At 56.9% G+C, this 15,000-nt stretch carries 10 protein-coding genes; 7 read left to right on the forward strand and 3 right to left on the reverse strand.

Annotation, left to right across the window (positions count from 1 at the left end; all coding sequences use genetic code 11):
- Nucleotides 1-27: 27 nt before the first annotated feature.
- Both J9789_RS00180 and J9789_RS00185 read left to right on the forward strand, forming a co-directional pair.
- Entirely contained in the window at nt 28-681 is a 654-nt protein-coding gene (locus J9789_RS00180) for a helix-turn-helix transcriptional regulator (protein WP_087335439.1), read from the forward strand.
- A gap of 5 nt (nt 682-686) precedes the next feature.
- Nucleotides 687-2,093, forward strand: coding sequence for a Sapep family Mn(2+)-dependent dipeptidase (locus J9789_RS00185; RefSeq protein WP_209341168.1), 1,407 nt, complete (start codon nt 687-689; stop codon nt 2,091-2,093).
- 53 nt (nt 2,094-2,146) lie between these two features.
- On the opposite strand, the gene J9789_RS00190 is transcribed toward J9789_RS00185, so the two are convergent.
- The gene (locus J9789_RS00190; RefSeq protein ID WP_209341170.1) at nt 2,147-2,860 is read right to left on the reverse strand and encodes a PAS domain-containing protein; all 714 of its coding nucleotides are present in this window, start codon (nt 2,858-2,860) and stop codon (nt 2,147-2,149) included.
- A gap of 287 nt (nt 2,861-3,147) precedes the next feature.
- Here J9789_RS00190 and J9789_RS00195 point away from each other — a divergent pair, with 287 nt between their 5' ends.
- The 4 genes from J9789_RS00195 to J9789_RS00210 all read left to right on the forward strand — a co-directional run bounded on the left by J9789_RS00195 (nt 3,148) and on the right by J9789_RS00210 (nt 10,337).
- The gene (locus J9789_RS00195; RefSeq protein ID WP_209341172.1) at nt 3,148-3,525 is read left to right on the forward strand and encodes a RidA family protein; all 378 of its coding nucleotides are present in this window, start codon (nt 3,148-3,150) and stop codon (nt 3,523-3,525) included.
- 145 nt (nt 3,526-3,670) lie between these two features.
- Nucleotides 3,671-5,332, forward strand: coding sequence for a tryptophanase (locus tag J9789_RS00200; RefSeq protein ID WP_209341174.1), 1,662 nt, complete (start codon nt 3,671-3,673; stop codon nt 5,330-5,332).
- 265 nt (nt 5,333-5,597) lie between these two features.
- On the forward strand, nt 5,598-6,992 hold the full coding sequence (locus tag J9789_RS00205; protein ID WP_209341176.1) for a sodium-dependent transporter: 1,395 nt from the start codon (nt 5,598-5,600) through the stop codon (nt 6,990-6,992).
- Nucleotides 6,993-7,211: 219 nt separating this feature from the next.
- Complete coding sequence (locus J9789_RS00210) at nt 7,212-10,337, forward strand: S-layer homology domain-containing protein (protein WP_209341178.1); 3,126 nt, start codon at nt 7,212-7,214, stop codon at nt 10,335-10,337.
- A 62-nt stretch (nt 10,338-10,399) separates the two neighbouring features.
- On the opposite strand, the gene J9789_RS00215 is transcribed toward J9789_RS00210, so the two are convergent.
- Nucleotides 10,400-10,966: a hypothetical protein gene (locus tag J9789_RS00215; RefSeq protein WP_209341180.1), complete on the reverse strand. Its 567-nt coding sequence runs from the start codon at nt 10,964-10,966 to the stop codon at nt 10,400-10,402.
- A gap of 146 nt (nt 10,967-11,112) precedes the next feature.
- Between J9789_RS00215 and J9789_RS00220 the strand changes: the two genes are divergently transcribed.
- Nucleotides 11,113-11,544: a hypothetical protein gene (locus tag J9789_RS00220; RefSeq protein ID WP_209342319.1), complete on the forward strand. Its 432-nt coding sequence runs from the start codon at nt 11,113-11,115 to the stop codon at nt 11,542-11,544.
- Between the two features lie 55 nt (nt 11,545-11,599).
- Here J9789_RS00220 and J9789_RS00225 read toward each other — a convergent pair whose 3' ends face one another.
- Nucleotides 11,600-14,776, reverse strand: a complete 3,177-nt coding sequence (locus J9789_RS00225; protein ID WP_209341181.1) for an S-layer homology domain-containing protein — start codon at nt 14,774-14,776, stop codon at nt 11,600-11,602.
- Nucleotides 14,777-15,000: the final 224 nt, after the last annotated feature.

Consider the following 15,000-nt stretch of genomic DNA (forward strand, 5'->3'; position numbering starts at 1 on the left):
AATCCAAAAGAAAGAGGAAGTGAACCAATGGATCGGGAGGAAGCCTTTGAATTTCTGGACCGCACTGCCCGGGGAATCGCGGAGATGTTCGGCTCCACTTGCGAGACTCTGGTCCACGACATGGGGGACCCCAGGCACCCCATTCTGTCCATTTATAACGGCCATGTGTCCGGGCGGACGGTAGGTTCCACCATGGACATCCTGGGTACCGCCAAGGAGCTGGACCGGGATGCCCTGGTCACCGACTTCGTCAACCTGTACGCCACCACCCCCTCGGGTCAGCAGATCAAGAGCAGCACCTTCCACCTCATCGGGGAGGACTTCAACCTGGCCCTGGGCATCAACTTCGACTACAGCTCGCTGGTGTACGCCAACCGCATCCTGGTGGACCTGATGAGCGCCGAGGCCGACCTGCAAAGCGCCATGTGGCACGGCGGGGAGGGCCAGCTGACCCAGATCTTTGAGGAATGTCTGGCGGCGGTGGGCAAGCCGGTGAACGCCCTGACCAAGCGGGACCGGATGAAGATCATCGCCCTGCTGGACCAGAAAAACGCCTTCTCTTTCCGTAAGTCGGTGCCCTTTGTGGCCAAGCGGCTCCAGGTGTCCCGGTACACGGTGTACAAATACCTGGGGGAGCTGACCGGCGCCGCCGGCGAGGAGGAACAACCAAAGGAGGATTAACACCCATGTATCAGGATAAAATCAACGCCTATTTTGACGACCCGGCCCGCCGGCAGCAGCTGGTGGAGTCCATCTCCCGGCTGGTGCGCATCCGCAGCGTCCGGGAGGAGGCTCAGCCCGGCATGCCCTTCGGCCCCGGCCCTGCCGCCGCCCTGGCGGAAGCCCTGAAGCTGGCCGGAGAGCTGGGCTTTGCCACCAAGAACTATGACAACTATGTGGGCGCCGTGGACTTCAACGACCAGGAGACCCAGCTCCACATCCTGTGCCACCTGGACGTGGTGGGGGAGGGCACCGGCTGGACGGTGACCGAGCCCTACGCCCCTGTGGAGGTGGACGGCATGCTGTACGGCCGTGGCACCGACGACGACAAGGGTCCCGCCGTGGCCGCCCTGCTGGCCATGCAGGCCGTCAAGGACCTGGGGGTGCCCCTGAAGAAGAACGTCCGCCTGCTGCTGGGCACCGACGAGGAGAGCGGCTCTGAGGATATCGCCTACTATTATAATAAGGAGCCCTATGCCCCCTGCACCTTCTCTCCCGACGGCGAGTTCCCTGTCATCAACCTGGAGAAGGGCAGCTACAAGCCGGTGTTCACCAAGACCTGGGCGGCGGAGAGCGCCACCCCCCGGGTGACCGAGTTTCACGGCGGCTTCCGCATCAACGTGCTGCCTCCCGAGGCCTCCTGCGTGGTGACCGGCCTGTCCGATGAGGCGGCCGAGCCCTACTGTGAGGCAGCTGCCGCCGAGACCGGCGTTACCTACGAGCTCACCCAGCATGGGGACGACCTGCACATCCTGTGCAAGGGCAAGGGCGCCCATGCCTCCACCCCCGAGGAGGGCGTCAACGCCATCACCGGCCTGATCCACCTGCTGTGCGCCCTGCCTCTGGCCAAGGTGGGCTCCACCGCGGCCCTTCACGCCCTCAACGCCCTCTTCCCCCACGGCGACTGCGCCGGCAAGGCCCTGGGTATCGCCCAGGCCGACGAGCTGTCCGGCCCCCTGACCCTGGCCTTCTCCCTGCTGGAGATGAACGAGACCGGCCTGTCCGGCCAGTTCGACAGCCGGGTGCCGGTGTGCGCCAACGAGGACAACTGCCAAAAGGTCACCGAGGCCTCCTTTGCCAAGTTCGGCTTTACCGCCGAGGGCGGCATGCAGGAGCCCCACTATACTCCCGCCGACACCCCGCTGGTCAAGACCCTGCTCAAGTGCTATGAGCAGTACACCGGCAACAAGGGCGAGTGCCTGGCCATCGGCGGCGGCACCTACGTCCACGAGATCCCCGGCGGCGTGGCCTTCGGCTGCGCCATGCCCGGCTTCAACGGCAACATGCACGGTCCCGACGAGCATACCTGCATCGCCGATCAGCTCACCGCTGCCAAAATCTTTGCCCAGGCCATTATCGACCTGTGCGGCTGAGTATCCAAACGAAAAAAGACGACAGGATCCAACGGATCCTGTCGTCTTTTTGTTTAATCGTCGGTGCCTGTGGATTCGGAAGACTCCTTCCGCACCTGGGCCAGATAGCGGTAAATGGTGGCCTGGGAACATTGTAAGGTGTCCGCCACCTCTTTTACGGCCCCCTTCAGAAGGAAAATACCCTGGGGCTCCAGGGCGGCCACGATGCCCAGCCGTTCATCGGCGGTGAGCCGGTCGGCGGTGAGGCCCATCTGGCTCAGCTCCCGGGAGACCGCGTCGCCCGCCACACCGTGGATGGAGTTGTGGAATCGCTCCGCGGCGGTGGAGGTGTGACGGATGTCGTTGACCCGTCCCTCGTCAAACTGGAAGCTGGTCTCCACAAAGCTGTCCGGGTGGCACAGCTGCATGATCTGTTCGCTGACCGACTGGAAGCGGCTGTCGTCAAAGTTGATGCACAGCATGCCCACCAGCTCTTCGCCGTCCTTGATGAACAGGGTGGAGGAGCGCAGGGATTTTCCGGAGGCGGATACACCGGGATAGTGGAGCATATAATCGGTCTGTTCGTAGCTTTTGTCTTTCAGCACCTTCAGTCCAACATTCGTCAGAGGCGCCCCCACTTCCCGGCCGCTGACATGATTGTTGGCGATGGCAATGATGGAGCAATGGTCGTCCGTCAGGTCATGGAGCGCTACCTCGTAGTCCGGACCCAGCGCGCGGCCCAGGAACTCCGTCAGCCTGACATAGTAGGAAAGCAATGCACTGCCCATACGATCACCTCAATCCTTTTTTTGGGGGTGCGGCGATGGTACGTACCGCAGGATTCCTGAAACTTACCTATAGTATACCTTATTTTCAAGTGGTTCGCAAAAAGTTTTGATAATAATTTCTTACAAGAAATGATAAAAATTTCTGAGCACTTTGCCAGTGGTTCTATTAAACCACCAAAAAAGAAGGGTACCAAAATGTTTGTTAGCATAAAATAAACAAAAAGTGGTTGACATTTGGGTTCGACGGTGATAAATTTATCTCGGAAAAAAGAAGGGAGGTTAGCAAAATGAAGAAAATTATCAACACTGATAAGGCTCCCGCCGCTATTGGCCCCTACGCTCAGGCTGTTGAGATCGACAATCTGGTCATCACTTCCGGCCAGCTGCCCATCGATCCCGCTACCGGCGCGTTCCCCGAGGGCATCGCGGAGCAGACCCGTCAGTCCCTCACCAACGTGAAGTCCATCCTGGCCGAGGCTGGCCTGGGCATGGATAAGGTCATCAAGACCACCGTGTTCCTCAGCGACATGAACAACTTCGGCGCCATGAACGAGGTGTACGCCACCTTCTTCGGCGAGGGCGGCTATCCTGCTCGCTCCGCTGTTGAGGTTGCTCGTCTGCCCAAGGACGCCCTCGTGGAGATCGAGGTCATCGCAGTCAAGTAAGTCACACAGCCCTACACGTACTACACAACATTCGGAAAGGTTACTGTCCGCCTGTTGAAGGAGCCGGAAGAGCCGGCTCCCGACGACCGGGGTATCCTCTAATAAAATGATGGCGCCAAGCGCCTAAATTATGGAGGTAAATAAAATGGACAAGAATGTGAAGCACTACCCTCTGGCTCAGGATGTTGAGATGCCCCAGCACTGCGCGTTTGCCGTGCGTGACCTGCCCCAGGCCACTGTCGAGCAGCGTGAGCGCGCCCTGAACGCCACCCACTGGAACGAGTTCTCCTTCCCCTCCGGCCTGCTGACCGTCGACATGCTGTCTGACTCCGGCACCACCGCCATGACCAACCAGCAGTGGGCTACCCTGTTCCTGGGCGATGAGGCCTATGGCCGTAACACCGGTTACTATGTCCTGCTGGACACCTTCCGCGACATCTTCGAGCGCGGCGGCGAGAAGAACTGGAAGAAGAGCATCGACCTGGTCCGCACCGACTGCCGCGACCTGGAGAAGATGATGGACGAGCTGTTCCTCTGCGAGTACGAGGGCGGCCTGTTCAACGGCGGCGCCAAGCAGATGGAGCGCCCCAACTCCTTCATCATCCAGCAGGGCCGTGCCGCTGAGTCCGTGCTGATGGAGATCGTGAAGAAGATCCTGACTGCCCGTCATCCCGGCAAGGTCTTCACCATCCCCTCCAACGGCCACTTCGACACCACCGAGGGCAACATCAAGCAGATGGGTTCCGTGCCTCGTAACCTGTACAACAAGGAGCTGCTGTACGAAGTTCCCGAAGGCGGCAAGTATGAGAAGAACCCCTTCAAGGGCAACATGGACATCGAGAAGCTGGAGCAGCTGATCAACGCCGTGGGTGTGGACAACGTGCCCCTGATCTTCACTTGTATCACCAACAACCCGATCTGCGGCCAGCCTGTTTCCATGGCTAACATCCGCGAGATCAACCGTGTGGCTCACAAGTATGACATTCCTCTGGTCTTCGACGTGGCTCGTTGGGCTGAGAACGCCTACTACATCAAGATGAACGAGGAAGGCTACGCCGACAAGTCCATCGCTGAGATCGCCACCGAGATGTTCTCCTACTGCGACGCCTTCACCATGTCCGCCAAGAAGGACGGCCACGCCAACATGGGCGGCATGCTGGCCTTCCGCGACAAGGGCCTGTTCTGGAAGAAGTTCTCCGACTTCAACGAGGACGGCACCGTGAAGACCGACGTGGGCGTGCTCATCAAGGTTAAGCAGATCTCCTGCTACGGCAACGACTCCTACGGCGGCATGTCCGGCCGTGACATCATGGCTCTGGCTGCTGGCCTCTATGAGTCCTGCGACTTCAACTATCAGCATGACCGTGCCATGCAGTGTGAGTACCTGGCTCAGGGCTTCTACAAGAACGGCGTTAAGGGTGTCGTTCTGCCCGCCGGCGGCCACGCTGTGTACATCAACATGGACGAGTTCTTCGACGGCAAGCGCGATCACACCACCTTCGCCGGCACCGGCTTCTCTCTGGAGCTGATCCGTCGCTATGGTATCCGCGTGTCCGAGCTGGGCGACTTCTCCATGGAGTACGACCTGAAGACTCCCGAGCAGCAGGCTGAGCTGGCCAACGTGGTCCGCTTCGCTATCGACCGTAGCCGCCTGACCAAGGAGCACCTGGACTACGTCATCGCCGCTGTTGCTCAGCTGTACAAGGACCGTGAGTCCATCCCCAACATGCGCATCGTCTGGGGCCACAAGCTGCCCATGCGTCACTTCCACGCTTTCCTCGAGCCCTACCCCAACGAGGAGAAGTAAGACGCGCTGCACATTGTAACAATGTGACGTAACTGCATCACGCGGAAGCATGCAGACACAATGAACGGCGGCGCCCACGAACTTCATAGATCGTTCGTTGGGCGCCGCCTTTCTGTTTTGAAAAAGGTGTGCTGCGGCGTTTCCGTGTGGAACAAGATCCCTGCCATCTCCCATATTCAGCCTCTGTACGCATAGCCGGATCGGTGTGATGACCCGGGATCGCGTTCCCTGCCTTTATTTTAAATGAGAAGAGAGGTTAGAGTTTATGGCAGCTCCTGATAAGACCTTAGAAACCCGCGACGGTTTTAAGAGCAAATGGGGCTTCATCCTTGCCTGTATCGGCTCCGCCGTAGGCATGGGCAACATCTGGCGTTTCCCCATCATGGTCTCCACTTACGGTGGTATGACCTTCCTGCTGCCCTATTTCCTGTTTGTCGTTCTGATCGGTATGTCCGGTGTTATGGAAGAGTTCGCTCTGGGCCGTGCCGCTGGCGCCGGCCCCATCGGTGCCTTTGGCTATGCCACTGAGGACCGCACCGGCAAGAAGAAGGTCGGCGAGGCCATCGGCCTGCTGCCTGTTCTCGGTTCCATGGGTCTGGCCATCGGCTACACCGTGGTTCTGAGCTGGATCTTCAAGTATGCTTTTGACAGCATCACCGGCAGCATGTACGCCATGGGTACCGATATGGCTACCATCGGCGGCGCTTTCGGTGCTATCGCTCCCGAGAATGCCAACCTCATCGAGAGTGTTAAGACCGTGTTCAGCGGCGAGGCCGGCAACACTCTGTGGCTGGTCATTGGTCTGGTGGTCTCCATCGTCATCATGGCGCTGGGTGTTTCCGGCGGCATCGAGAAGGCCAACAAGATCATGATGCCCGTTCTGTTCGGTCTGTTCCTGATCCTGGCTGTCTACATCGCCACTCTGCCCGGCGCTTCCGAGGGCTACAAGTACATCCTGACCCTGAATCCCGCCGGTCTGCTCAACCCCAACGTCTGGATCTTTGCCTTTGGTCAGGCGTTCTTCTCCCTGTCCGTGGCTGGTAACGGCTCCGTGATCTACGGTTCCTACCTGCCCAAGAACGAAGACATCGGTTCCTCCGCCCGCAACGTGGCCATCTTCGATACCCTGGCTGCCCTGCTGGCTGCCTTCGTTATCATCCCCGCCATGGCCGTCGGCGGCGGCGACCTGACCAAGGGTGGCCCTGGCCTGATGTTCGTGTGGCTGGTCAACGTGTTCAACGGCATGCCTGGCGGCCGTATCGTGGGCGCTATCTTCTTCATCTGCGTCCTGTTTGCCGGCGTGTCCTCCATCATCAACCTGTATGAGGCCCCCGCGGCCACCCTGCAGGAAGTGTTCCACTTCAAGCGTCTGCCTGCCGTGCTCACCATCGGTGTCATCGGCGCTATCATCGCCGTCTGCATCCAGGGCATCACCTCTCCCTGGATGGACGCCGTGTCCATCTACATCTGCCCCCTGGGCGCTGCTCTGGCCGGTGTCATGTTCTTCTGGGTCCTCACCAAGGAGAAGGCTCTGGCTGCCATCAACGAGGGCGCCAAGAAGCCGATCGGCAAGTGGTTCCTGCCTCTGGGCAAGTTCGTCTATGTCCCCCTGTGCATCGTGGCCCTGGTGGCCGGCGCTGCTCTGGGCGGCATCGGCTAATCCGAGGCGGCTCAAGCCACATAACGTGTAAAAAGAACCGGAACTCTGTTACAGAGTTCCGGTTCTCTTTTTTTGCTCATTTCTGGTGGCAACCTGTGGCTACCCGGCGGCTACCAGTAGCCATTGAAAAAACGGAAACTCCTTGTGCGGCAAGGATTTGTGGAAAAACTGGCAAGATGTTCCCTCTTCCTGGTCAAATCAAACAAGGAGGAATTCCAAATGAGAAACCTCAAGCGTGTTCTCAGCCTGGCTCTGGCCGCTCTCATGCTCATGGGCATGATGGTCGTCGGCGCTGGCGCTGCGAGCAAGGATTTCACCGATGCGGATGAAATCAAGAATGTTGAGGCTGTCGACGTTATGGTCGCTCTCGGTGTGCTCGAGGGCGGCGATAAGGGCGACTTCCAGCCCAACTCCATCCTGACCCGTGAGCAGGCTGCCAAGATCATCTGCTACATGCTCCTGGGTGAGGAGGCTGCTGAGAAGCTGACCACCAACTACAGCATTTTCAGCGATGTTCCCGCCAGCCGCTGGTCCGCCCCCTACATCAGCTACTGCGTGAACCTGGGCATCCTGGCTGGCGACGGCGCCGGCCACTTCTATCCCGAAGGCAAGCTGACCGGCGTTGCTTTCGCCAAGATGCTGATGGTCTGCCTGGGCTACTCCGCTGAGCGCGAGCACTATGTGGGCAACAACTGGGAGATCAACGTGTCCGCCGCTGCCATCGCTGCCGGCGTGGCTCCCAAGGGCCTGGACCTGTCCAAGGAGCTGTCCCGTCAGGACGCTGCTCAGATGGCCTTCAACACCCTGCAGGCCACCATGGTTGAGTACCTGAACGACAACACCATCATCATCGGCAACACCACCGTGTCCACCGTGGGCAAGGCCACTGCTGTGAAGCAGTCCCCCTACACCGACACCATGGACACCGAGAACCTGCAGTTCGCTGAGAAGTACTTCAGCGGCCTGAAGAAGGTTCCCGCCACCGACGCTTTTGAGCGTCCCGCTATCAGCTGGCGTTACAATGCCAAGCTGGTCGGCACCTACACCCTGGATTCCGACCTGACCTACACCACTGGTGTGGAGCTGAGCGAGATCTACGCTGATCTGGGCCTGTCCAAGGCCAAGGCCACCAACGGCTTCTACATTGACGGTAAGTCTCAGAATGCTGTGACTCTGGCCAAGAACGACGACACCACCATCGGTGGCAACGGCGTTCTGACTCAGGTCTGGTACGACGAGCATGAGGATGGCACCAGCACTCTGACCATCACCGAGATCAACACCTATGTTGCCAAGATTAACAGCGTTGCCAAGGCCACCAGCAGCTCTGACCGCTATGTGACCCTGAATGCGCTGCGGAATCCCGGCACTCTGAACAACAAGTACGTGACCGAGAACTTTGCCGTCAATGATCTGGTGACCTACACCGCTGCTTGGAACGGCACTCGTTACGACATCCAGAGCGTTGAGCTGCTGGAGAAGAACACCACCGGCCTGCTGACCGAGTGGAAGGGCGGCAACATCTATGTTCCCGGCGAGAAGGGCACCAGCAATGCCAACTTCACCGTGGACGGCACCAACTATAAGTACAGCACCAACTACTACATTGCTGACGAGAACGGTGCCAGCATCCGCATCTCCGACTTTACCGTGAACAAGTCTGAGGTCAATGTCTACCTGGATCAGTATGGCTATGCCATCTATGTGTCCGGCGTTGAGTCTCCCAAGAACTATGCCGCCGTTATCGGTGTTGGTTCTTCCAACCAGTACGGCGATGAGACCAAGGGCGTGACCCTGCTGCTGCCCGATGGCACTCAGAAGACCGTCACCGCCAAGATGGACAACTGGTCCAATCTGACTAACGCTACCGGTCCTTCTTACAACATGGTCACCGATGCTACCGCTGATATCGTCACTTACACCGTGGACGACAATGGCGTGTACAAGCTGACTCTGGCTGGCACCAACGGCAAGTACAACAGCACCGCTTACAATGCTGCCGATGAGGTGGTCTTTGTCAACGGTAAGTCTCAGTTCATCCTGGATCACAACCACGATGACGTGTACACCGATTCTCTGGATAAGGTCCTGTACACCACCAGCGAGACCGTCTTTATGGTGGCTACTCCCAAGGCTGGCGGCGGCCAGAACTACAATGTGTATGTTGGCTACAACAACATGCCCAGCATTGACCCCAATGTTCCCACCACCGGTATTGCCTATGTGACCAACAGCTACTATGCCAACCAGATTGATGTGGTCTACATCTCCACCACTCAGCTGGCCGGTATCGCCGGTGTCGACACCTTCTTCGTGAAGGACGGCTCCAACATCATCACTGACAGCACTGGTAAGTACTATGTCTTCCCCGCTATCGTGGACGGCAAGGAGACCACCATCAAGATCGATGCTGAGACTGTGGCTGATTGGAACATGGACGGTTCTGTTCCCACCACCGAGAAGCTGGTTGGCGCTGCCAAGGGCATGTATGCCATTGACAATGTCACCATGAACAGCAACGGCATCATCACCGGTTGTGCTGTGAGAAACAACACCTACTTTGCCGCTTCCGCTGGTACCGCTGGTACCGTGGCTGCCAATGGTGTGGTTCTGGGTATCGGCTCCAACAAGAATACCGCTACCTACTGGGCCTACAACAGCAACACCAAGGTCTACTACGTGAGCGAGGACTTCAAGACCATCTCCATCTCCAGCGTTGAGGCTGTGATCACTGACGCCAACGATCTGGTTTACGCTGCCTATGACAGCGCCAACAAGGTTCTGACTGACGTGGTTATCGTTGAGGTTCCCGATCAGACCACCCCGACCTACACTGTGAATGTTGCTGGCTGCTCCGGCATTGCTTGGGTCAACAAGGTTGACGGCACCCACTACACTGGCGACGCTGGCACTGTCCAGGAAGGCAAGAACTTCCAGTTCAAGCTGGATATCGTTGACCCCACTAAGGCTCTTGTCTCTGTCAAGGTGGGCGATACCGTTCTGACTCCCGATGCCAACGGTGTGTACACTGTTGCCAACGTTACCGCTAATACCACCGTCAATGTTACCTTCTCCACTAAGGTGACCCTGACCTTTAAGACTGGCTCTGACAGTGCTATGGTCTCTGTGAACGGCGGCGAGTACAAGCTGGTCGACGCTCTCGGCACTGACGACTATCAGGTCGTTGTTGCTCAGGGCAGCACCGTGACTCTGCAGATCCTGCCCGCTTCCGGCAAGACTGTGAGCAGCGTGACCTCCACTGGTAACTTTGTGAGCGGTACCGGCAATACTCAGACTATCATTGCCAACGCTACTGCTGATGTTACCATCACTTATGCTCCCTAACGGTTAATTTCGTAAAGGGCATAACAATAAAATCCCCCGGCTTATACGAGCCGGGGGATTTTTTACATCTCACCCCACAGGACAAACTGGTTTCCGGGCCATGGAAATCCACCTTTAAATACAATCTTATGAAACTCCAAAAAGAGGATTCCCGTGGGGTATATCATTGTACCATTGTAGGACTGAAGGGATACGAAGCGGTCAGCCCGAAAACCGGGGAACATGGTGATCCGGGGAGAATATGCCTCCCTTTGGCTGAAATCCGTGTTGGTCTGAAATAGGAAGAAGCCCTCCGATGAATTGATGTAAAGCCGAGACTGGGGCATGTCATATGCCATGCAGTCCAGATGCACTTTGTCCCATTTTGTCCAATCGACATCACTCAGGTCGATTTCAAAACTGGTGAGATACTCCGTGATATTGATCTCTTTCAGCTTGGTGAACCGGCTTTGAGTGGCCAGGGCGCGGACCTCGTCCAGTTCGGACTGCTCTGCCTTCCGGCTCACCCCCTCCGCCAGACTGTCCAGTGCCGTGTCGATCTTCTGGAGATCCTGGTTGAAGTCGGTGCGCAGGAACTTATCCTGGGGCTGCCATTGATGAAGCTGATAGTGTTCCGTATAGTCTGACATATAGATTCCTCCTTGTTTTGTCTCTTACCCACCGGATGGGGGTAAGGGGCTTTTTGTTGCATCGGGAAGAAACGCGGGTTTTGCCCCGGTGCAACAGCAGCGCCTATAGTGGCAAAACGCCAAAGCTACAACAAGGAGGAATGTACATGGCAAACTATACACCGAATTATCAGCTCCACCAGTGGGAACCGGAGGACCCCTTCCTGCGCACCGACTTCAACCAGGATTTGTCCAAGATCGACACGGCCCTGGACAGCCTGGCGGACAAATCTGCCCTTCTAGAAACCGCTGTAGCTTTGTGCGGTAATTGTACAGTAGAGTATCACGTCTATATTGGAACTGGTACTGGTGCAGCAGTACATACTTTCAGTGCACTTCCATTGGTTATTTTTGTCTTTGATCAAGCGGGTATTTTCGTTACAGCAGGGCAAGGAATGCCCCGAGCACACATGCATAATATCAATGGAGTAGCTGCTCAATGGGGTACAAATTCGGTTACCCTTGCTTATGACGATGAAGCTTTTATGAATAATGCCGGGCAGAAATACATTGCAATAGGACTGATACATAATTCATAAAGTAAAAAGGAGCCCCCGATTTGGGGGCTCCTTTTTGATGAACTATTCCAGGTAATTACCAGGTGATAGTCAGAGTGCCGGGAACGGTAACGGTGCTAGCAAAGTTAATCTCGTAGGTACCAACCTTAGGATCGGTGGCACTGGGAGTCACAGTGATGCTAGCGCCGGCCACGCCGCTAACGCTGAAGGAAACGCTGCTGAGGTTAGTAGTGGTGCAGGAGATGGTGCCGGTGATCTTGTAACCCTCGGCAGCCCAGTAAGTGCCGGTGGAAACGATCATGTTGGCACCAGCAGCGCGCTCGACCTTGACCAGGTAAGCGGTACGAACGGTGGCGGTGAAGGTGTAAGCACGATCGCCCATCAGAGCAACATAGTTGCTGTTATTGGTCTTGTACTGATAGGTGTAACCAGCGTTCTTCAGACCCTCAATGGCCAGCTCATCCACGGTCTTGCCGCTGTTCACGCGGTCAATGACAAGCAGAGTACCAGTCTGGGCAGCGGGGTTCAGGGAGTTGACCACAGCGGACTCGGCAACACCATCGGTGGGATCGATCACTTCGCCCTGAGCATCGGTATCAACAATGATTACGCTGGTGGCGATCTTGTTGCGATCCAGAGTGGCAATCAGAGTACCGTTGGCAACCTTGCCGCCGTTCTGCATGGCCTTGATGGCGGTATCGGTGTTGTCGAAGTAAGTCACCACAGTCTTGTCGTCAACGGTCTCCACCAGAGCGGTGGGGCACTTGTCGGCAACAGCAATGCCATTGGTAGCGTTGGTGGTGGTGTACAGAGTCCAGCCCTTCATGTTCAGGTTGGCATTGGTCAGAGTCTCATTGACAACAGAGTCAACAGCAGCAACGTCGATGGTGACGGTGGAAGCACGATTCGCCTCAACCACGAAGCCGTTGGAGTCGAAGCCCAGAGTCAGCAGATCGCGCTTGTGGACATTCTTCAGAGCCACCAGGTCGCCCCACTCGCCGCGCTCACGGACGGTGGTCTCCACGCCGTTCATGATGCCCTTAACAGACCAGTAGTACAGGCCGTCGGTGTACTCCTCGTAGTTCACATCGCTGAGGGCGTAGAAAGTGTTCTCCACGCTGGCGGTGTCCTTGCCCACCACGATGGCGGCAACAACATAGCCGTTCTTGTAGATGGCATAAGCGCCCTCGCTGGCGGTGCCATTAAAAGCGGTACCATTGGGAATGTCCAGAGTCTTCTTGGCGTTGGTAGTGCTATAGACGGTCAGATCGGTGTTCTTGATGCCGGTGTTAACGGACTTCACCTTGTTGATGATGCCGCTGCCGGTCTGGCCACCCAGAGCCTTCAGGCCCACGGTGATGTACTGAGAATCAGCGTTGCCGTAAGCAACCTGGCCACCAGCAATCTTGTTATCGCCAGCATCAGCATTCAGAGCGATATGCTGGCTATCGATGGTACCATTGCTGGAGTAGGTGGTCTGAGCCTGGTTGGCAACATAGGTCAGGGTGTACACGTTAGAAGAGTTGACAGTGTAGGAGTACCAGGTGTTCTCCAGAGCCTTGCCGCCATTGCCCACGATAGTGGTATTGTCCCATGCAACGCTGGCGGACTTAAAGGTGGACTTATCCACATTGACGGTGATGGTCTTCATGGTGCCGTCGGTGAAGATGGCAGTAGCCTCAGCAGTGGGATTGGCGGTGTTGTTCTGAGTGATGTTGTAGCCGGTGATGAACACGTAGGTGTTGGCATCCTCGACCAGTTCGATGCCGATCAGGTTGTCATAGGCATCCAGGTACAGGTTGTAGGTAGCCTCAGCCAGGTTCTGATCGTCGTACTGATCCAGCACGCCGGTCTTGTACTGAGCGGAAGCAGCGTAAGCATAGGTAGTGCCGTCAGCAACAACCTTGGAGCCCTTGGAGAAGGCGCTCAGCTTGGTATCCTTAACAACCTCGGGAGCGCTGATGATCTCGATGGCGTTGCCAGCGATGTTCACCAGGACGATGTCGCCGTCCTTCACGTTCTCGATGGCCAGATCCTCGCCCTTAACGACCATGGTAGAAACCTTGGTGGTGTCCAGAGCGTGGATCTTGTCGGCGTTGTTGTAGGAGTAGACCTGGAAGGCAACCTTGTCGGTCTTCTCGTTGTAGTCGGCAGTAGCAACAGCCAGGTAGGTGTTGATAATGGCGATGGTGATCTCGCCAGCATCGGAGTCCACATAGACCTCGGTCAGAACGCCGGTGTCAGTGTGAGCCAGATCGCGGTTGTTGGTCTTGACCAGCAGGTTCTTGGTGATGTCATCAACCTTGTAGCCGTCCACATAGACGTTGAGCTTGCACTCCTTGATGATGGAGGCGGTCAGAACATTGTACAGCTCCTTGCCGGTGACAGCGGTGGTGTAGGACTCAACCAGCAGGTCGGAGTCAACATAGGTGCCAACTTCCTTCTTGTCGTACACCCAGGTGTGGGCGGGACGACCGAAGGCGTCGGTGTTGGCGTTCTTCTTCAGATTGCCGAAGTACTTCTCAGCAAACTGCAGGTTCTCGATACCCATGGTATCGGTGTAGGGGTACTGCTTCACAGCGGAAGCCTTGCCGGTGGTGGAGATGATGGTCTCACCGCCGATGATGATGGTATTGTCGTTCAGGTACTCAACCATGGTGGCGCTCAGGGTGTTGAAAGCCATCTGGGCAGCGTCCTGACGGGACAGCTCCTTGGACAGGTCCAGAGCCTTGGGAGCCACGCCGGCAGCGATAGCAGCAGCGGAGACGTTGATCTCCCAGTTGTTGCCCACGAAGTTCTCACGCTCAGCGTTGTAGCCCAGAGCGACCATCAGCATCTTGGCGAAAGCAACGCCAGTCAGCTTGCCCTCGGGGAAGAAGTGGCCGTTGCCGTCGCCAGCCAGGATGCCCAGGTTCACGCAGTAGCTGATGTAGGGGGCAGACCAGCGGTTGGCAGGCACGTCGCTGAAGATGCTGTAGTTGGTGGTCAGCTTCTCAGCGGACTCCTCACCCAGCAGCAGGTAGCAGATGATCTTGGCAGCCTGCTCACGGGTCAGGATGGAGTTGGGCTGGAAGTCGCCCTTATCGCCGCCCTCGAGCACACCGAGAGCGACCATAACGTCGACAGCCTCAACATTCTTGATTTCATCCGCATCGGTGAAATCCTTGCTCGCAGCGCCAGCGCCAACGACCATCATGCCCATGAGCATAAGAGCGGCCAGAGCCAGGCTGAGAACACGCTTGAGGTTTCTCATTTGGAATTCCTCCTTGTTTGATTTGACCAGGAAGAGGGAACAAGTTGAAAGCAATCCTCCAACCCCTTGCACCACAAGACTTTTGGCGCCTTCAGGTGGCGACAGGTAACCGCCAGGTAGCCAAAAATCACCTAAAATCGGCTCATTTCCTCCCACCATGCAACCGTTGACGGCAGGCAAAAACCCTGACAAAATACAGTATACGCGCTAATTCGACAATTCAA

It is taken from the genome of Flavonifractor sp. AGMB03687, assembly GCF_017811815.1.
Classification (GTDB): Bacteria; Bacillota; Clostridia; order Oscillospirales; family Oscillospiraceae; genus Flavonifractor.